This is a genomic window from Pseudoalteromonas sp. 2CM28B, assembly GCF_023161935.1.
The window spans coordinates 77,958-96,866 of record NZ_JALNTH010000002.1 but is presented as its reverse complement, the minus strand read 5'-3'; the positions used below and the strand labels follow the sequence as shown (position 1 = coordinate 96,866).

The following is an 18,909-nucleotide window of genomic DNA, read 5'->3' as shown; positions in this document are numbered from 1 at the left end:
GTTAATGAATCAAGTGGAAGAAAAATTTTGGGATACCAATGACATAACGGTGAAACATGCGCTTTGGTTCTTGAGTTAAGCGATAAAACCATTCAAATCCTAGCTTTCGCATTAGCGCTGGCGCTCGCTTCGTTTTACCCGCTTGAAAGTCAATGATAGCACCACCACAAATGATTACCGATGCCACATCAAGCTTTGACAGAGCTAAAGCGATTCTTTCTTGCTTAGGCATCCCCATAGCTAAAACCACAACATTAAGACAGTTCACATCAATATTTTCGGAATAGTAATGAATATAGTCATCATCATCGAAGAAACCAGTCTTTAAACTGGCACTATTACCAAGAATTAAATTTTCAGCACCGTTACTAAGCCACGGCTCTTCTGTTCCAAACACAAAATATTTGGCTTCTCGCTTTGATAGTTCAATACTGCTAATCAATCTTGGGATAAAATCAGTACCGTTCAAATTTAACTTTGGCTCAATACCTTTGAAGCGACAGGCTAATTTCACGCCGATACCATCCCTTAGTAAACAGTTTATACCCATAAAGTTTTCAAAAACCTCACGCTCATTAAGCATTAAGTTAATACCATGCTGGTTAACAAAACCTATCGAAATAGGCTTGTCAGTAGAAACAACATCGGATATAAAAGATGCTAACTCTGGTTCATCAAAATAGTTAACTTTTTTTAGTATCTCAGTTATCGTCATTTTTCTTCCCTCTATCGGTTCTTACCCAAGATTTTTCTCGCCCACGTAAAAAAGAACCGTAAACATTGAATTTACTTAATACATAAATAAATATCGCGCTAAAGTCCCTCAGTGGTAAAATATTACGCCCAAGGCAAAACCAACTAAGGAATAAGCATAGCGAGATGCTACCAAAAGCAATAAATGACAAATAGAAAGGCAAATACATCCCAAAGAATGTAACAAGAGCAGAAGCGACTAAGCAAGTAAACACAAGCATAAGCCAGAGCACAGTAGGAGGAATCATCGCATCAAGCGAGGTGAATAAGCTACGGATATTGCCTTTAGATAACGCCGCTAACATTGCCTTTGGCAACATGGCTATCGATGCTAAATGACCATGTTCCCAACGAGTGCGTTGCGTTTGAGTACCTATTTCTGATTCGGGAAAATAACTAATCACTTTGGATGAAGAATCAAAAGCAACACGTTCAGATAATGAGTTTAGTTTAAGGCCAAGCTCTAAATCTTCAACAATACTGCCGGATGCAAAAGAGATATGCTCAAACACTCGCCAAGGAAAGGCCATTCCGGAACCTTGCAATTGGCAATTAATATTAAACAATGACAAACCTTGAGGTCGAATTTTATTCTTAACTAGCCAGGCAAACTCAGCGACTCGCGTTTTAACTGAAGCTGAAGCTGGCGCTTGCATTAAATATTCAGACTGAACCACTGAATTGTTATGTTTACAACAAAGCACCAGATTAAAAAAACTACCAGAAACGAATTCACAGTCAGCATCAAAAATAATGACGACCTCGGGTGATAGATCTCGGATATGGTTTACACCCGCATCAAGTGCATAACCTTTTCCTCTTTGGGCTTCATTTTGCCTTTCTACAACTTGAGCGCCAAGACCATTAGCAATACTGGCAGTCATATCACTGCAATTATCAGCAACAACAACAACATTATTCAAACAGCCTAACTCAAATTGAAGCTTCTTTAATGTATCTTCAATAATAAGTTCTTCATTGTGAGCCGGAATAATGACAAAAACACCATCTAGTGATACATCGGCACTAACGTTATGCTGTGATTGTTTAAAGAAAATGCCAAACAACAATTCCAAGCTTAAAAATATTGAAGGTATAAATATAATCAGAAAAACAACACCACCTAATAGGTAGTCTAAATAACCAATCATTGTTTTTCCCTAATTAATAAAGCTAATTTTTCTGCTTCCGTAAATAAGAAGCTGAGACCATTTGCATACATGGGTTCGTAAAAGTTTGAAACTATAAACAAGCCACCAATAAAAAATTCACCCAAAAAAGTGTATAAAAACATAACGTAAAGCACTGTAGCTAACAATAACTTCCATAAGAAAGAAAAGTAAATAGAGTAAAACTCTGACGGTAAAAAACAACTTGAATCATCCATTAAATTATTATCCTTTGGCCTACTAAATAAAATTCTGATAAAAAATAAGGTAATAAGCCTCCCCAGGTGCTCCTAGCCAATGTAAGTGTCCTGCAATAATTGCAAAAATTTAAACGCCTCTTAAAAAATAGAGACATCAAGCTTTGATAAACTGAAAATGTCAAACACTATTGTTTTGCGATACATTCAGTGAATAGAAGTAAAAGAATCCCATAACAGACCAAAAGTACCAATTATAAGATAAGTAAAACAACATATTATCCGAGTAACCAGCAACCATGTAAGAGGCAATAAGCCCAAGGATTAACGAGGCCCCTTTATTATCAACCCTAAAAAACTTTACAAAACGAACAGTAAGTAGAAAAAAAATTATTAAGTATGAGGTTAAACCTAAAAAACCCATATCAAAAGCAATTTGAACATAGGCATTGTGTGCATCAAATTTTGTACTTTCCTGCAAAGGAAAGAACTCTAAGAAGTAATAAGAGAATGTATCATAGCCATGACCTAAAAAAGGCTTGCTAGCAATATAATCCCATGAAGCTAGCCACACAACTTTCCTCCATTCATAAGAGTTCAAACTCTCTCCTACCGCTAAGTCTGCAGCAGATGGCCCACTAAAGATGTCAAACACCCTATCCTGAACTGAAGGAATAAGTAAAGACAATAAGACTAGAGAAAATAGATAAATCAGGTATTTTCTTTCTGCTAGTAAGCCATAGATAAAAATAACCACAATCATAGCTAGCCATGCGCTACGTGTTTGAGTCAGTAATAAACAACATATACTAATTATAAATATTACTTTAGAGTGAGTTAAAAATGCTCGACTAAAACAAAAAATATTAGACTTAATTGCATACATACAAAGAGTACCAATTAACACTAAATAGAAAGCAAAAATATTGGGATGAGAAAAACTACCAAACAATCGAAATCCACTTCTCGTAGTACTGGACTCAGGAAATAAGAATTCAAAAAAAACAGATGAGATAGGTATAACGGCAGAATATATAACAAACCTAATGAAAAATTCACCATCATTCTTATTTTTTATAAAGAAGTAACTCAAGCAAAACACAGACCAGTATGTAAGTACCGAAAAAAATGAACGTAATGAAGTAACCTTATCAGGTGAAAGCACAATCGATGCTAAGCCAACAAGCAGAAAACTACCCCACACCGAGATAAAAGTTTTAGGTATTAATAAGCGCTGCTTAAAACAAACCATAATAAACATCATAAATACAAGAAGATTAAGTAAAGCCCCTAGGCCGATACCGCCAATCTTAGTTAGATTCAATAATGGATCGAGAGAGGCCCTAAAAAAGAGAATATAAAATAGAATAGATGAAAATGCATATAATCTACTATTTAGCATTTTTTATAAACCTTTTTACAACCTGCATGAACTTACGAACTTTACCTGCAAACAGTAGAGTTAATACCTCAGTGCCCACAATATCAACTTGCTTATATGCATAAAGTGACTCTAGATGAGATACCCTCTCCCTAAAAGAGAGGGGGGCATTCTTTTCTGCAAGCTTATAAAAAGCCAATCGAATTTTTTTCGCTTTTTTTTCAGAAATCCTTTCGCCACCATGAGTTTGATCTACAATGTAGGAAAATTTACTAATGTTAATAAAGTTACCATGTTTTTTACTTAATCTTATCCATGTTTCCCAATCCTGCAAAGCAGGCATGTTTACATCAAAAGAGCCAACGTCTAATAATTTTTCTCTCGTGGTAAATACTTGATTACCTATAAAGTTAGATTCTCGCAACATCTTGTAATTAACGATTGTTGCTTCATTGTAATGGAACTTACCATCATCTCGCAGTTCAACAACACCATCAAATAACCCTGAAATATTATTCCCAGCGCTCTCCAACTCTTGCCAAGCCCTAATAAACTCCATAACCCTAAACGATTCAAAATAGTCGTCGTCATCTAAACCTGTTATAAAATAGCCCTGGGCCATAGATATTGCATTGTTCCGACCATAGCAAGCACCTTTAGAGACACCAGAACGATTAATCGTACTTTTCAACACTCCCCTAGCTTCCATCGCAGCAAGATATTCATGGGTACCGTCGGTTGAACCATCATCTGCAACTATAATCTCGATAAGAGAGTAGGTTTGATTCAAAACAGAATTGACAGCTCTTTCCAATAGAGAAAGGCGATTGTATGTGGTGATATAAACTGTGACCAACCGATTAACTTGCAAAACCCTATCCACCCTACATCAAAAATTGAAAATCCCTTCCAACAACCTAACTTTTAATAACATTAAAATCATAGATTACATATAAACACTGATCACGTAAGCCTTCTCAAGGCACGATAAGCAGTTGGAATTACATAAATTATAATAAAAGACTCGACTACACCTTATTGCCAAATAAAAAACCACACTAATAATTTATCGAAAAAACTTGGATGATTATACTTATCAACAATAACGAATGTGTTATTTAACTTTTCGGTTAAATTTATATATATAGTAATCTGGGAAAGTAGCTAACATCATCAATTTAAAATCAATCGGAACAAACCTTACTGCACTAAAGTAAAGTTTCCAAATATTCAATCTTGATGATAATGGAACAAATCGAGCCGAGTCATTGTTACTAGCATTTGCGTACAATAAAACTATCTGTCTAAGAATATTACTCATAACCAAGTTTACTTTCTTATTTTTCACGTTACTTTGCGACTTCACCATACCCAGCAACACTTCGGTATAACCATCTATTCGTTTTTCTATCTTCGAAGAAGTCATGATCGAGCCATCCCTGACTCGACGTAAGAAAAAGGATTCACTCATCACACTTATGCTATGTTGGTTCGCTGCAAAAATTTGAAAATAATATAATTCATCTTCATGAATTATATTTGGTAAGAAAATATTTTCTTCTAAAATAGCTTTTCGAGCAACATAACAGCAAGGTGATGCGAAATAACATCCCTTACCTAATGATTTGGCAAAATACTCATCAGATTTATATATTTTCGTTTCATTTGTTTTTTGCCTATGATAACTAGGCTTAAATTCATTAGCTCCGCCGTCATAAAATACATCAGCATTAAATAATATAGCCTTTACATCTTCATTTGAAAATTCAGAGATCCAAGCACTAAATGCATCTTTTCTTAGCAAATCATCCGAATCAAAAAAATATACGATTTCACCTGTTGCTTTTTCGAAACCATTATTCCTGGCTACCGACTGACCTTGATTAGCCTGTCTATAGTAATTAAACCTTTTGTCCGTCAAATATTTATTGCAAAGTGATGGGGAACTGTCAGTACTACCATCATCGATTATTATGACCTCATAATGTTGATATGTTTGTGCAAGTATACTATCTAACGCTACTTCTAAATAATTTTCAACATTATATACAGGAACAACTATACTAATTTTCATAAAAGCTCTATAGATTATTTAAATACTAAAAAGGTTCATCAAAGCCAATGAAGCCGATGAAACCAACACAAGAAGTAAAGGGCCGATAAGCTTCAAATCAAATCCTTTGAGTATATTTTTTCCCAACAAATAGTAGCATTGGAAAAAATTAATCGTAAATGATATTGTTATAGCCCAACAAAGCACATATAAGTCACCAAAGTAAATTGCAAAGCAGATAGCAGTCACATTTGTTATAGTCGAAAAAACAGTTGCACTAAATAGTAGATCAGTTCTATTTGCAGCTTGAAAAAAACCACCACTTGAGCTCAATACAACTTGAATAGGTATTGAAACTGCCAAAATTTTTAACAACTCCCCCACCATTTCCCATTGTTCACCCAGCATAACCCAAACGATTAGTTCAGATGATAAGTAGATCCCAAGCCCAACAAAACTTGCTACAACAGCTAAATACTTTACTAGCTTATTATGTAGTTCAGTGAATTTTAGTACATCTTCATTTAACTCTTTTAGTACAGGTTGTATTGCAGGAGCCATAGCAAAAGTTAACAACATGAGGGGATAGCGCATAAGTTGATAGGCTTTATCGTAAACACCAAGACTAACTACACCAAAATACTTACCTACTAACAAATTATCCAAATTACGTGAAAAATACACCATTACATTAGACATAAACTGGTATAGAGAAAATCTATATAATGGCTTTACCTGACCAAACTCGTTTGAAAAATTAGGTTTACCAATAATAGTTTTCTTACTACCAAACCAAAGAAGAAAAAACTTAAAAATTGAAAAGACAAGGGGTTTAATTGCCAACACTAAAACAGCTTCAAGCTTCATAAATGTAAATATTACAAATAGAAGCGAACCAATTTCAGCTATAATTTCAGCCCTAGCAATGTGCAGAAATTTTTTCTCTCGACTGTATGCTGCAATTGGAACGATAGAACAAGCATTGAATATTATTGAAATGGCCACAGGAATAACTAAATACTGATATGCACTATATTCATAAAACAATGCTATTAGAGGTGAAGAAATGAGAAAAAGAATAAATGCAGAAAAACCTAAAACTATCGTAAACCCAAAGACACCATTTCTCATCCGCACCGAAACATGTTTTTCATTGACTAAAGCTGGCACTAAACCAACTTCACTAAACAACGCAAAGAACAATGCGAATACTTGAATTACAGCGAAAACACCAAATTGTTCGGGTGTAAACATCCGAGCTAACACAACCATTGACAGAATCTGTATTAAATACAAGCTGTACTTACCGCCCATGCTTTTTGCTAGTGAGTTGACCAGTACGCGGCCATGTGAAGGATAAGTCATTAAATTTAACGCCCTATGGACCAATAAACGAAGCCTTTCTTTTGCATGCTGGTAGGGTCAAACAAATTTCGACCATCAAAAATAACAGCTTCACTAAGTTGCTGCTTAATTAAAGAAAAATCAGGTGCTTTGAAATTTTGCCATTCAGTACAAATAATAAGAGCATCAGCACCATTTAGCGCAGATTCTTTAGTCCCCATTAAGCTTAGATCTGAACGCGTTCTATAGATACGTTGAGTTTCATTCATCGCTTCAGGATCGTATGCTTGTACCTTAGCACCCGCTTTCCACAGCTGTTCCATGAGGACACGACTTGGCGCGTCTCGCATGTCATCTGTATTAGGTTTAAAGCTTAACCCCCATAATGCAAAGGTTTTACCTTTTATTGCGTCAGGGTTGTTTGCTAAGTCAAAATGTTTGCTTATATATTCAAACAACTTATTTTTTTGAGCATAGTTTACGGCTTCGACCGCTTTTAAAATTTTTGATTCGTAGCCAATAGTATCTGCTGTACGTATAAGTGCTTGTACATCTTTTGGGAAGCATGAACCACCGTAGCCACAACCAGGGTAAATAAACTGGTAGCCAATACGCGGGTCTGAACCAATACCGTGGCGTACATGTTCTATGTTAGCACCTACGTGTTCAGCGATATTCGCCATTTCATTCATAAAGCTGATCTTGGTAGCAAGCATACAGTTAGCAGCATATTTAGTAAGCTCGGCACTTTTTATATCCATTACAATAATTTTTTCATGATTTCGATTAAATGGCGCATATAGTTCGCGCATTTGGTCTTCTGCATCAGCTGAATCTGTACCAATAATTATGCGATCAGGACGTTTACAATCATTAACTGCAGCCCCTTCTTTTAAAAACTCAGGATTTGATACCACTGAAAAGGTTAAATCACTTTTACGGCTATCAAGTACAGATTGTATTGTCGCTTTAACTTTATCTGCAGTGCCAACAGGTACGGTTGACTTGTCGATAATTAATTTTGGACTTTCCATATATGTAGCAATGGTTTCTGCTACTTTTAATACGTATTTTAGATCTGCAGAGCCGTCTTCGTCTGGCGGAGTACCTACTGCAATAAACTGCAGTTCACCAAATTCAACACCAAATTGAGCATCTGTTGTAAAAGTTAAACGCCCTTCCGCGAAGTTTTTTTCAACTAACGGTATTAAACCTGGCTCATAGATAGGAATGATGCCTTTTTTTAGATTTTCTATGCGAGTTTCATCTATGTCAACACAGCATACATCGTGTCCTGCATCTGCCAGCACAGCCGCTTGTACAAGGCCTACATAACCAATTCCATAAAATGTAACTTTCATTTTAAACCTTTAAGACCCTAGTAGTGCTTTAGCACGTTTAGTAAACTCTTCACCCATTATGCTTGACTGCATTGCATACTCTACGTTTGCAAGCATATAGCCTAGTTTTGAACCGCAGTCGTGTGACTTACCCTTTAGATGGTACGCTTCAATTGTTTCAAGATGACGTAACTGCAGTAATGCATCTGTTAATTGTATTTCACCGCCAGCCCCTGGAGGCGTATATTCGAGTAAATCCCAAATAGCGGGTGATACAACATAGCGCCCTGTTATGGCTAAATTACTGGGCGCTTCGTCATTATTTGGTTTTTCAACCATATTGGTAATGGCTGCATTTTCGCCAGGCGCAATATTTTTACCAGCTAAATCAACCACACCATAGTTGTGCACTTCTGCCTGTGGGACGGGCTCAACCATAATTTGGTTATGTTGCGTGCGTTCAAATTGGGCGATCATTTGCGCTAAGTTATCTACCTTAAGGTTTGACTTATATTGATCGATAATTACATCGGGCAATAAAATAGCAAAAGGGTTATTGCCAATGATTGGCCGGGTTTCAAGTATTGCATGGCCTAGGCCTAACGGCGCCGATTGACGAACCGATATAATGCTTACATCTCTTGGGATTATTGAACGCACCTCTTCTAATAAGCTGCGTTTTACGCGCGCTTCTAGGGTGGCTTCTAGCTCAAAGCTGGTATCAAAATGGTTTTCTATCGCGTTTTTAGAAGCATGAGTAACCAGTACAATTTCTTTAATACCGGCTTTTACTGCTTCGTTTACAACGTATTGAATGAGGGGCTTATCGACTAATGGAAGCATTTCCTTTGGCGTTGCTTTGGTAGCTGGTAACATACGGGTACCCAAGCCTGCAACAGGCAAGACTGCTTTTAATACTTTCACTTCAATTCCTTTTATAGTTTCTTTTGGTTATAACGTAGCTGTTTATAAATGTCGCTGCGAATAGCGAGTTTTAAGCACTACTAACCCTTATGGGCGGTTATTATACACAACACATATAATCGCTCAATATAAAAAGCAGCCTTTTTGATTGTTTTGTGTTAATTTTTTGTTAACCAGTTATTTTGCCTTTTTTGTAATCTATCAATTTACTTTCAATGGGAATATAATAGTGCGGTTAACTTTTAAGGGATGGGATTTGTGCGCGTAGGAATTTGCATAATTATATTAGTGTCTTTTTTTGCTTGTGCACAAGACATGCTTTTACATTTGCGTAATAGCGATATAATTACCCGTGCAAAGCAGTTTTACGGCGATGCAGGCCACCAACGAATAAAAACATGGCTGAGTTTTATAGATGACTCTGCCGACAAAAGCGAATGGCAAAAAATTCATTTGGTTAATGACTTTTTTAATAAGCATATAAAGTACAAAACCGATGACGATCTTTGGCAAAAAAAAGATTACTGGGCCACCCCGCTAGAAAGCCTAGGTGTTGGCATGGGTGACTGTGAAGATTATGTTATTGCTAAATATTTTACTTTAATCGCTTTAGGTATCCCCGAAGATAAAATACGCTTTATGTATGTACGCCAGCGTACGGTTAATCAACCACACATGGTGCTTATATACTTTGAACAGCCTAACCAAATACCGTTGGTGCTTGATAACTTTAATACAAAATTAGTGCCTGCAAGCAATCGGGGCGATTTAAAACCTATATACAGTTTTAATGGCCAAGGTTTATGGTTAGCCAAATCGAAAGGGTTAGGTAATAAGGTTAAAAATAGCCGTGGGGTTTCTGCTTGGAACACTATGCTAGAACGAATTGAACAAGGTGAGCTTGCCCCCGCCGCTGGTAACAATAAAGGAACTAGTAGTTATGTCTCGAATATTTAAATATGGATTGAGTTTAAAAACTCAAGTATATGGCTTGATCATATTAATTTCGGTTATTTCATTTTGTGTACGCGTTATTACCGATGTGGATACAACCCGTAATTATTTACAAACACAAATGGCCAGCCATGCGCAAGACACCGCTACCAGTTTAGGGCTTTCTATATCTCCCTATTTAGAAGACGATAACCTAATGATTGCCGAAACGATGGCAACCGCTATTTTTGACTCTGGTTACTACAGTGAAATTAAGTTTACTGATGTACAAAATAATACTGTATTTGAGTTACAAAACCCTAAACGCGTTGAATCTGTTCCTGGTTGGTTTATTAGTGCTGTTAAACTGAGTGCGCCCACTATGCATTCTGAAATAAATAATGGTTGGATGATGGCAGGTACACTTGATGTAACCAGCCATACTGGGCAATCTTACCTTACCTTATGGCAACACACACTCCGCAGTTTATATAGCTCGTTTTTACTATTAGCAGCATCGCTGGCTATTGCATTTTTAATTTTACGCGCCGTATTTAAGCCGTTAAAAGCCGTAGAAAATCAAGCCACTTTAGTGACTCGAAAACGCTTTACCTTAAATAAAGAAATACCAGTAGCACGGGAGCTTCGTACTGTTACACAAGCCATCAATAACATGGTTATGAATTTACAAAGTACGTTTGATTCACTGACCAAACAAACACAAGCGCTTACTGAAGAAGTATACATAGATTCGTTAACGGGGTTGGGTAACCGTAAGTCGTTTGAAAACCACTTTAATTCTGTGGTCAATAACATTTCTGACGATGCGCCCATTACTGCAATGATGCTGACCCTACCCTCGTTAAATAATATAAACCAAATAGTAAGCTACCAAGATGGTGACCAGCATGTATTAGATGCAGCTAAAATACTTAAGCATGTTGCCGATGAGTTACCAAATTCAACCGTTTTTAGGTTAAACGGCGCCACGTTTGTATTACTGGCCCCGTATGACGTTTTATTTTTAAATAAAGCCCGCCTAGACCTCATTGATAATTTAAGTCAAAAAGAAAACAGCTTACATATAAACGGTTACGCTAATTTAGCCATTGTTGGCGTTGAGCAAGGAGCGAGTTTAGGTGAAGTGTTATCGCTACTTGATACTGGTTGCACTATAGGTGAAGACACTACGTTTGATAAAAACGATAAAGAATCCTTATTTAGTGTTAACCAATGGCGTAAGCTTATTAAGTCAATTATAAGTGCTGGCGAAGTGAGTTTTTCGGTACAACCTGTTAAACAAGCTAATAAAGTTAATTCTCAATGTTACTTTGAAGTGTTTGCACATTTTATTCATGATGGCGAAAAAGTAAATAACGGCCACTTATTTGCCATGGCCGAAAAGTTAAATTTAACTGAAGAACTCGATAAAAAAATTATACGCAATTTTGTGGATATTAAAGAACAATACCCAAATGAAGTGTTTGCCCTGAATATTAGTAAGGCATCCTTGTATTCAGCCAACTTTATACAATGGCTTACGCTTTACTCGCACACTAAACCAGTCATTAAAACAAACTTAGTGTTTGAACTACATGAAATAAGCTTATTGTATAACGTGCATATTGCGTCTTTACATATAGATGCAATTAAAGAGCTGGGTATTAATGTGTGTATTGAACACTTTGGTACTAGCTTAACGTCGTTTAGGTATTTACAAGGCCTTGATATTGAGTACGTTAAAATTGATGGTAGTTATATTCAAGACTTAGTGGTCAACCCGCAAAGCCAATTTTATATTCAAACAGTTAATAATATTTGTCATGGTTTTGGTATTAAAGTTTTAGCCTGTTTAATTGAAAAAACCGAGACTTTAGAAATACTTGAATACCTAGGATGTGATGGGGTACAAGGTAATTTAATATTGCCACCATCAAAAATCATTAAATCTAATGAAAATGGCGTAAATAAAGAGTTTACTTTTTGCACCGATGCGCTAAAATTTTGCAATTAGTACTCAACCAAGGGACGAGAAATGAAAATATTACTTTTAGCTGGCTTAGTCGCTAGCGCAACGGCTCTTACTGCTCTTCCAACCTATGCACAAACGGACAATGCTGCAGTGGTTCAAGAAGTGAACATAAATAGCATAATTGATATTCTTAACAACGTAACAGCAGATACTACAACAGAGCAGTTACGCGAAGATTTAGTAGAAGCTATTAAACGTATTTGTAAAAATAAAGAAAAAATCAAGCTAGACGAAAAGCTACTAAATGGCGCATGTGGCGCTGCAGACATTGATGCAATGGTTGCTGCTGTTGTGGCACGTTTTGGTGCAGATAACCCATTAATTTCTGACTTTTTAGCTGCACTTACAGCTGCGGGCTTAGATACTGATGCAATTACACTGGCAGCAATTACTGCGGGTGTTGATGCTACAACCGCTTCTGAAGCAACTGCTGCAGGTCCGGGTACTGGCCAGCCAGCTCCGCCAGTAGGCAGCTTACCAACATTACCAACACCTCCAGGTTCTGGTGGTACAGGCGGTGATAACGGTATATCTGAAGTAGGTAACTAGTTTTTACTATTAGTATATTTAAACGCAGCCAATTGGCTGCGTTTTTACTTTGTTTGAGTTTATTTTGAATCGTTTTATATTTTTTCTTGTTTGTCTGATCCTTTTTTTGCTTCCCCTTCCTTTAGGTAGTTACAGGCCTTGGGCAATTTTAGCTATTGGTATTTTAACTAGCTTTACCTTTATTACTCACTTGGCAAACAGTGTTTTAAATAACCAACAAGCACTCTTACCTCCTCGATATACTTGGCCGTTATTTACTGCCTTAGGCATTGTTGCTTTAGTGTGTGGAGTTCAGTTATTTGGCGTGAGTGTTGATGCTTTTCAAACCAAACAAATGTTATTAAAAACCAGCTTTTTAATAATATTGAGCTGGTTAATATTTAATTACTGTAATAATGTAAATCGTATTAAAAAATTAATTTACGCCGTCATTTGTGCCGGTGTTTTTCAGGCTTTGTATGCTAGTTACTTAAACTTATCGCCCGATATTGTTAGCCCTTTATTTGGCTACAAACACACCGACAGAGCTATTGGTACTTTTACCTATTCTAACTTTTTAGCTAACTATTTAGCGCTGTGCTTATGCTTAGGCATTGGTGTGTTAATTAGCGAACTAAAACGCACTAACAACGGCTACAAGCCTACTTTAAAACAAACCTTACGTGCTTGGGCTGAGATTATATTAAGTTCTAAAATAATCTTACGTATTTCGTTAATTATTATTATTGTGGCGCTTATTTTAACTCGCAGCCGTATGGGTAACTCGGCGTTTTTTATTGCCTTAATTATAGTGAGCTTACTGGCGCTGTTTGTTTATAAGCAAAAGCCTAAAGCATTTAAGTTACTGATTGTGAGCTTTTTTATTATCGATTTAATCATCATTGGTGCCATTTTCGATGTAGAAAAGGTAAAACAACGTATTAGCGAAACCAGTTTACAATCGGAAACTCGCGATGAAGTTGTACGCGACTCAATCCCGTTGATTTTAGATAACCCGTTATTAGGCTCGGGCGGCGGTACTTTTTACACTGCGTTTCCTGCGTATCAGTCTGAGCCCTACTCTGGCTACTACGACAATGCGCATAACGATTATGTGCAATTTGCAGTTGAGCTGGGTATTCCTGCAACGGCGTTATTGGGACTACTGGTGCTTTATTGTTTATGGTTATGTATTAATACTATGCGAACGCGCAAAACGGCCCTTTATCAGGGGGTGGCGTTTGGTTGTGCTACAGCTATTGTAGCAATGATGCTGCATTCGTCGGTTGATTATTCGCTTCAGGCGGGGGCTAATTCGATGTTGTTTATAGTGGTGTTATGTTTAGCTTTATTAACCAACAAGTTACCGGCACCAAAACGGATTAAAAAACGGCGCAGCGAAAGTTAACGGGCTGCGGGAAGCGGGAAGCGGGTTACGAGCCTAATCCCGAAACCCGTAGTTCGCAACCCGCCGTCAGCAAGCTCTAACACCTAACACTTCATCCAGTTATATCATTACAATAAGATCTTAAGAAAATTATGCACAAAGAGGGCTATGAGACGCTGCGCTTTTAGATATTTAGCCCGCAACTCGAAGCTCGTCGCCCGTCGCCCGTCGCTCACGACATTAAAAATGACGCGACATGAAGTCGCTGCTACACGTCGGCAATAATATCGACCTGATACCTAGCACCTAATATCTGTTTTTAATCTACTGCTCTTCTAAATCAAATTCGGTGGTGTGGCCGTCGCCGTGTATGAGCTGGTAGCGGACTAAATTACCGCCTTTGAGGGTAACCAAACTAATAGCTGAATCGCTTACTAAGTACTTTTGCCCTTTGCCTTTGGTTTGGTGTTTGTCTACTTCCATGTGCCAGCGTTTGGTAAAAAAGTTAAGCGGACTTTTAGGGCCATATAAAATGGAGTCGAGCTTATCAAGCACATTTATTAGCTTACGCGGGAACTCGTTTTTAATGCCACTGGCTGTGAGCTGCCAAATTCTATTATGATGATCGCCAAAACGCTTTTGCACTGAAAAACAAAACGAATAATGCACGTCGCCTGATAAAATCAGCGTTTCATTTGGGGTGTCGGTACGTCTAAATGTGTCGAGCAGTTTTTTAGCTGAGCCTTCGTGCGCCATCCAGTTTTCTACATCAACCATAAGCGGTTGCCCACACATATTAAACACCGCTTGAATCGCCTCTATTGATTTAACCCCAAACACCGGAGCGGGCGATACAATAATGACTTGGTCATGACTGAGTAGGCTTTCTTCAAGCTCAGTAAGACGCTCCCAATCTAACAAGCCTGAGGGTTCATTAAAGTTCTGCTCGTTACGCCAGCGGTGTGTTCGGGTATCAAGCACCACCACTTTAGGAATAGTTGTTAGCTCATAATGCCAATGGTTAAAATCATTTAGATGTTTATCAAATGCTTTGAATTGCCATTGCTTATCCCCAGCTAGACTTGTTGTAAATGGAGTAAGTAGCGCACCGGTTTTTTGTAGTGCGTCGTTACCCATTCCCTGAAACAGCCAATAGCTTGCTAAGCCATTATTTACAATACGTTTGCTACTGGGGTTTTGGTTAATGGCTTGCTCCCACCCGGCGGTGAGGTTCCAATCATCAGTGACATCGTGATCGTCAAACATCATTAAGGTAGACACATTGGCACATAATCGCTCTACCTCAGCTAAGCCTTTAGCGTAATCAATTAGTGTGGCTTTTTCTGTGCTAAACAATGCTTGGCTTTTTTCGTTACCGCCTGAGTAATTTAGCTTTGATAAGTCAACATATTGCCACGCGGTACTACTAAAATTAAGTAAATACAGCGCTACAAACTCTTCAAAATGAATAAGGTGGTTATACGCTTTTACGCTAGAAAAATGTGGCTCGTCTTTTTTTAACCAATAACCTATGCCTAATTTAGAGCGCTTTTTCCACGAGGTGGTGGGTAATAAATGATGGCGGCCATAAAGCTGTTGGCTAATATCGTCGGGTAAATCCAGTGCAAGCGGTTGCTCTTTGTAAATACCTAGTTGCTCAATGAGTTGATGGATAGCTAATAACATAGGCCCTGCTACATCGTCAGCATATACCTGATCGCCCGAGAGCAATAGCAACTGCGCCCCTTGCTGATTATTACTGCGTTGAGTAGCTTGCCACTGACTTGAACTAACTAGGCTGTCTTTTGCGGGATGATGTGCATTGCGACACGAGCCATGTAATATTTGCGTCAGTCTTTTGGGGATCACAAACGCAGGTAACGCACCATCATTAAAACTAAACGCTGATAAATCAACGGGGCTGTCATCAAAAAATAACTGATATTGTAGTAATATATCGCGCGGGAACTGGCTGTTTATGGGTTTAATAACTATGAACTGTAAAAATAAATGTTCACCCAGTCTAACGCTGTTTTGTTCGCTATAGCATTCGTAGCCCATTAGCTCTATACGGCCGTTTACCTGCTTTGAGGTAGCAAACTGAATACAGACTGCGGTTTTTTCTGCTCGGCGCACCATGGGCCCCATAAGTAACAGCGGGTGTTGCACCGAGAGAGTCGTCATGAGGTTAGCCTTTAGCTGCTAATTTAAATAAAGAATAAAAATTATCGGTGGTGGCTTTTGCCAACTCGTTAAAGCTAATGCCTTTGAGTTCACTAATGTAATAAGCCACGTCTTCAACATACGCTGGCTGATTGGTTTTACCACGATATGGGACTGGTGCTAAATACGGCGAGTCGGTTTCTATAAGCAGTCGATCAAGTGGAATTTGTTTTACCACTTCTTTAAGCTCTACCGCATTTTTAAAGGTCACAATACCTGAAATAGAAATATAAAAACCCATATCAATGGCTTTTTTGGCCATATCCCAATCTTCGGTGAAACAATGTAGTACCCCACCACAATTTTCTGCTTTGTGTTCACGCATTAAGTTAATGGTGTCGGCACGGGCGTCACGGGTATGAATAATAAGCGGCTTTTGTAATTCATTTGCCACCTCAATATGGCCAACAAAACTGGCTTGTTGTACGGCATGGGTGTCTTTTGCATAGTAATAATCGAGCCCAGTTTCGCCAATCGCCACTACTTTGTGGTGCGAGGCTAAATCAATTAATTGCTGTTTATTAAGCGCGTCTTTTTGATCAAGCGGATGTACACCACATGACGCAGATACGTCGTCGTAATGCTTAATTTGCTCTAGCATATTAGGGAACTGATCAAGTGTGACGCTCACACATAAAAAGTGTTCTACTTTTTTGGCGCGAGCGTTATCAAGTACTTGGTCTAGGTTTAAATCGAGTTTATCAAAATCAAGACGGTCTAAATGGCAATGAGAATCTACAATCAAAATAAGGCCTGTTTTTACTACATGGTATAAGTTGGATTGCCGGAGTTTAACATAGTCCCCAGCAGTTTTTCGATCTTCGCGTTTAGGTTTGTTTTATCATCTAAAAAGCTAATGCCGATCCCCGGAGGGTTTGAGCTTTGTGAACCTTGCGGAGTGATCCACGTAACTTTGCCGGTGACCACATCGTCTTCTAAGGCATCAGGTAAGGTTACGCGTAAAGCGAGTGAATACCCAGGCTCATAACGCATATTGGTGCGTACAAATAGCCCCCCTTTTTTTAAAAAAGGCATGTAGCAGCGATATAGTTCGTCAAGGTCATCTATATCAACTAATAGCTCTTGCATATCTAATCCTTTTTATTGGTTGCGTAATGTATACGCTAGTCGTGATACCGCAAGCGGTAAGTTTAGCCCAAGAATTTGTATGTTATTTTGTAAAAAATCATTCAAGGCTTGCTGTGCAACTTGGTAGGCTTCAAAACTCATGCCATTTAAAAGCTGCTGTTTTAACTGCTCACTTAAAAATAAGGTAAAAATACGAACAAGCTCAGGCTGTTTATTTATTATATCGACTAACGCATTGAAATTATGGCTTTGTTTAAACTCAGTTGCAAATTTATAGAGTGTATCAATGCTTTCTAGCTGATTTTGCTGTTGCCACTGCTTTACTTGCAGGGGTTGACTGTAAAACAATGATAACCATGGGTAGTTAGGCACATCTAAAGAGCTTAGCCACTGCTGTGCTAGCTGGCTATTGGTTACTTTGACCTCAGTTTTAGCACAGCGGCTTAAAATAGTCGCTGGTAATTGTGCCACTTGGCTGGTTGTAAGAATTAAAAATCGGCTGTTACTGGGCTCTTCTAAGGTTTTCAATAATGCATTTGCTGCCGCCGTTGTCATTTTTTCGCAGTTTTCAATAATCGCCACTTTGTTGCCATTTTGCGCCGCCGACTGGTGCATAAAATCGCTTATGCCGCGTATGTCGTCTACACCTATGCTTTGCCCTTCTACTTGAGTAACGCGTTTATCTGGGTGCGTCCCAGCTAGGTTTAAGGAGCAGCTTTTACACTGCCCACACGGCGTTAGCACGCTATTAGGTGCACTTAACTGCGATTGTGTATTGTGACATAACAAACTGTTAGTTAATTGATCGCTTAGCTCAAACTTGCCTACCCCAATAGGCCCGCAAAATAGCTGCGCGTGATGAAAGCGCTGCGCTTTATAGCTTTGAGCTAAACGTTGCTCTACATCGTTAAGCCATGGCAATGCCATATTATTTTAACCCTGAAAAAAACGTACGCAGTACATTAGTAATATCACGGTGTACTTTATCAATACTTTGGTTAGCATCAACGGTTTTAATGCTTTCATCATCGTTTGCCAGTTCTATGTAACGCATACGGGTGCGCTGAAAAAACTCAATGGCTTCTTGTTCAATTCTATCGAGTTCACCACGCCCTTTTGCCCGTTCAAGACCAATAACAGGGTCAATATCAAGGTAAATGGTTAAATCGGGTTTTAATCCTTTTAACACCATAGAGGATAACGACGCTAACGTGTTTGCACTTATTCCGCGTCCACCGCCTTGATACGCCTGTGACGATAAGTCGTGACGATCAGCCAATACCCATTGCCCTTGCTCAAGTGCAGGGTTTATTACATTGTGCATTAGCTGTGAGCGAGCTGCGTACATAATAAGTAGCTCAGTTTCAAAGGCGATTTCTTCTTGATGCTCTGCTTTTACTAAGGTACGCAACGATTCAGCCAGTGGTGTGCCACCGGGTTCACGGACATTAATAAAATCAATATGATGATGATTTAAAAAGTCTTGGCACAGGGCAATAGCGGTTGATTTACCCGCGCCCTCTAGGCCTTCTATCACTATAAATTTTGGTTTCATA

Annotated in this window: 18 protein-coding genes; 4 read left to right on the top strand and 14 right to left on the bottom strand. The window is 38.3% G+C overall.

Features of this window, described 5'->3' with window-relative positions; translation table 11 throughout:
• Position 1: 1 nt before the first annotated feature.
• The 9 genes from MTN96_RS02950 to galU all read right to left on the bottom strand — a co-directional run bounded on the left by MTN96_RS02950 (position 2) and on the right by galU (position 9,161).
• Positions 2–715, bottom strand: coding sequence for a WecB/TagA/CpsF family glycosyltransferase (locus tag MTN96_RS02950; RefSeq protein ID WP_248530696.1), 714 nt, complete (start codon positions 713–715; stop codon positions 2–4).
• On the bottom strand, positions 702–1,904 hold the full coding sequence (locus tag MTN96_RS02945; protein ID WP_248530695.1) for a glycosyltransferase family 2 protein: 1,203 nt from the start codon (positions 1,902–1,904) through the stop codon (positions 702–704). The genes MTN96_RS02950 and MTN96_RS02945 overlap by 14 nt, the downstream gene beginning before the upstream one ends.
• Positions 1,901–2,140 (bottom strand): hypothetical protein, encoded by a 240-nt coding sequence (locus MTN96_RS02940; RefSeq protein ID WP_248530694.1) that lies wholly within the window; start codon positions 2,138–2,140, stop codon positions 1,901–1,903. Before MTN96_RS02940 ends, MTN96_RS02945 begins: the two co-directional genes overlap by 4 nt.
• A gap of 160 nt (positions 2,141–2,300) precedes the next feature.
• Positions 2,301–3,521 carry an O-antigen ligase gene (locus MTN96_RS02935; protein ID WP_248530693.1) on the bottom strand — a complete coding sequence of 407 codons (1,221 nt, stop codon included), beginning with the start codon at positions 3,519–3,521 and terminating at the stop codon, positions 2,301–2,303.
• Positions 3,511–4,371: a glycosyltransferase gene (locus tag MTN96_RS02930; RefSeq protein WP_248530692.1), complete on the bottom strand. Its 861-nt coding sequence runs from the start codon at positions 4,369–4,371 to the stop codon at positions 3,511–3,513. Before MTN96_RS02930 ends, MTN96_RS02935 begins: the two co-directional genes overlap by 11 nt.
• A gap of 243 nt (positions 4,372–4,614) precedes the next feature.
• On the bottom strand, positions 4,615–5,574 hold the full coding sequence (locus MTN96_RS02925) for a glycosyltransferase family 2 protein (RefSeq protein ID WP_248530691.1): 960 nt from the start codon (positions 5,572–5,574) through the stop codon (positions 4,615–4,617).
• A gap of 18 nt (positions 5,575–5,592) precedes the next feature.
• On the bottom strand, positions 5,593–6,918 hold the full coding sequence (locus tag MTN96_RS02920) for a lipopolysaccharide biosynthesis protein (RefSeq protein ID WP_138596552.1): 1,326 nt from the start codon (positions 6,916–6,918) through the stop codon (positions 5,593–5,595).
• A gap of 5 nt (positions 6,919–6,923) precedes the next feature.
• Complete coding sequence (locus MTN96_RS02915) at positions 6,924–8,258, bottom strand: UDP-glucose/GDP-mannose dehydrogenase family protein (RefSeq protein ID WP_248530690.1); 1,335 nt, start codon at positions 8,256–8,258, stop codon at positions 6,924–6,926.
• A 9-nt stretch (positions 8,259–8,267) separates the two neighbouring features.
• A complete protein-coding gene (galU, locus tag MTN96_RS02910) occupies positions 8,268–9,161 on the bottom strand; it encodes a UTP--glucose-1-phosphate uridylyltransferase GalU (protein WP_248530689.1) in 894 nt (297 codons plus the stop codon).
• 258 nt (positions 9,162–9,419) lie between these two features.
• Here galU and MTN96_RS02905 point away from each other — a divergent pair, with 258 nt between their 5' ends.
• The 4 genes from MTN96_RS02905 to MTN96_RS02890 all read left to right on the top strand — a co-directional run bounded on the left by MTN96_RS02905 (position 9,420) and on the right by MTN96_RS02890 (position 14,062).
• Positions 9,420–10,118: a transglutaminase-like cysteine peptidase gene (locus tag MTN96_RS02905; protein WP_248530688.1), complete on the top strand. Its 699-nt coding sequence runs from the start codon at positions 9,420–9,422 to the stop codon at positions 10,116–10,118.
• Positions 10,102–12,108 carry an EAL domain-containing protein gene (locus tag MTN96_RS02900; protein ID WP_248530687.1) on the top strand — a complete coding sequence of 669 codons (2,007 nt, stop codon included), beginning with the start codon at positions 10,102–10,104 and terminating at the stop codon, positions 12,106–12,108. Before MTN96_RS02905 ends, MTN96_RS02900 begins: the two co-directional genes overlap by 17 nt.
• Before the next feature lie 21 nt (positions 12,109–12,129).
• Positions 12,130–12,675, top strand: a complete 546-nt coding sequence (locus MTN96_RS02895) for a hypothetical protein (protein ID WP_248530686.1) — start codon at positions 12,130–12,132, stop codon at positions 12,673–12,675.
• Positions 12,676–12,739: 64 nt separating this feature from the next.
• Positions 12,740–14,062 carry an O-antigen ligase gene (locus MTN96_RS02890; protein WP_248530685.1) on the top strand — a complete coding sequence of 441 codons (1,323 nt, stop codon included), beginning with the start codon at positions 12,740–12,742 and terminating at the stop codon, positions 14,060–14,062.
• Between the two features lie 303 nt (positions 14,063–14,365).
• Here MTN96_RS02890 and MTN96_RS02885 read toward each other — a convergent pair whose 3' ends face one another.
• Genes MTN96_RS02885 through tmk form a run of 5 tightly spaced genes read right to left on the bottom strand, consistent with a single transcriptional unit; the run spans position 14,366 to position 18,908 of the window.
• Positions 14,366–16,225: an alkaline phosphatase D family protein gene (locus MTN96_RS02885; RefSeq protein ID WP_248530684.1), complete on the bottom strand. Its 1,860-nt coding sequence runs from the start codon at positions 16,223–16,225 to the stop codon at positions 14,366–14,368.
• Positions 16,226–16,229: 4 nt separating this feature from the next.
• Positions 16,230–17,009, bottom strand: a complete 780-nt coding sequence (locus tag MTN96_RS02880) for a TatD family hydrolase (RefSeq protein WP_013464702.1) — start codon at positions 17,007–17,009, stop codon at positions 16,230–16,232.
• A gap of 17 nt (positions 17,010–17,026) precedes the next feature.
• Complete coding sequence (locus MTN96_RS02875; RefSeq protein WP_069439324.1) at positions 17,027–17,353, bottom strand: PilZ domain-containing protein; 327 nt, start codon at positions 17,351–17,353, stop codon at positions 17,027–17,029.
• Between the two features lie 12 nt (positions 17,354–17,365).
• Complete coding sequence (locus tag MTN96_RS02870) at positions 17,366–18,280, bottom strand: DNA polymerase III subunit (protein WP_248530683.1); 915 nt, start codon at positions 18,278–18,280, stop codon at positions 17,366–17,368.
• A 1-nt stretch (position 18,281) separates the two neighbouring features.
• A complete protein-coding gene (tmk, locus tag MTN96_RS02865) occupies positions 18,282–18,908 on the bottom strand; it encodes a dTMP kinase (RefSeq protein ID WP_016899838.1) in 627 nt (208 codons plus the stop codon).
• Between the last annotated feature and the right edge of the window lies 1 nt (position 18,909).

What these genes read in the sequence shown, in the direction of transcription:
- MTN96_RS02945 (WP_248530695.1), bottom strand. Translation starts at nt 1,904, where the DNA reads ATGATTGGTTATTTAGACTACCTATTAGGTGGTGTTGTTTTTCTGATT.
- MTN96_RS02935 (WP_248530693.1), bottom strand. Translation starts at nt 3,521, where the DNA reads ATGCTAAATAGTAGATTATATGCATTTTCATCTATTCTATTTTATATT.
- MTN96_RS02900 (WP_248530687.1), top strand. Translation starts at nt 10,102, where the DNA reads ATGTCTCGAATATTTAAATATGGATTGAGTTTAAAAACTCAAGTATAT.
- MTN96_RS02925 (WP_248530691.1), bottom strand. Translation starts at nt 5,574, where the DNA reads ATGAAAATTAGTATAGTTGTTCCTGTATATAATGTTGAAAATTATTTA.
- MTN96_RS02895 (WP_248530686.1), top strand. Translation starts at nt 12,130, where the DNA reads ATGAAAATATTACTTTTAGCTGGCTTAGTCGCTAGCGCAACGGCTCTT.
- MTN96_RS02885 (WP_248530684.1), bottom strand. Translation starts at nt 16,225, where the DNA reads ATGACGACTCTCTCGGTGCAACACCCGCTGTTACTTATGGGGCCCATG.
- MTN96_RS02920 (WP_138596552.1), bottom strand. Translation starts at nt 6,918, where the DNA reads ATGACTTATCCTTCACATGGCCGCGTACTGGTCAACTCACTAGCAAAA.
- MTN96_RS02940 (WP_248530694.1), bottom strand. Translation starts at nt 2,140, where the DNA reads ATGGATGATTCAAGTTGTTTTTTACCGTCAGAGTTTTACTCTATTTAC.
- MTN96_RS02915 (WP_248530690.1), bottom strand. Translation starts at nt 8,258, where the DNA reads ATGAAAGTTACATTTTATGGAATTGGTTATGTAGGCCTTGTACAAGCG.
- MTN96_RS02950 (WP_248530696.1), bottom strand. Translation starts at nt 715, where the DNA reads ATGACGATAACTGAGATACTAAAAAAAGTTAACTATTTTGATGAACCA.
- tmk (WP_016899838.1), bottom strand. Translation starts at nt 18,908, where the DNA reads ATGAAACCAAAATTTATAGTGATAGAAGGCCTAGAGGGCGCGGGTAAA.
- MTN96_RS02875 (WP_069439324.1), bottom strand. Translation starts at nt 17,353, where the DNA reads ATGCAAGAGCTATTAGTTGATATAGATGACCTTGACGAACTATATCGC.
- MTN96_RS02870 (WP_248530683.1), bottom strand. Translation starts at nt 18,280, where the DNA reads ATGGCATTGCCATGGCTTAACGATGTAGAGCAACGTTTAGCTCAAAGC.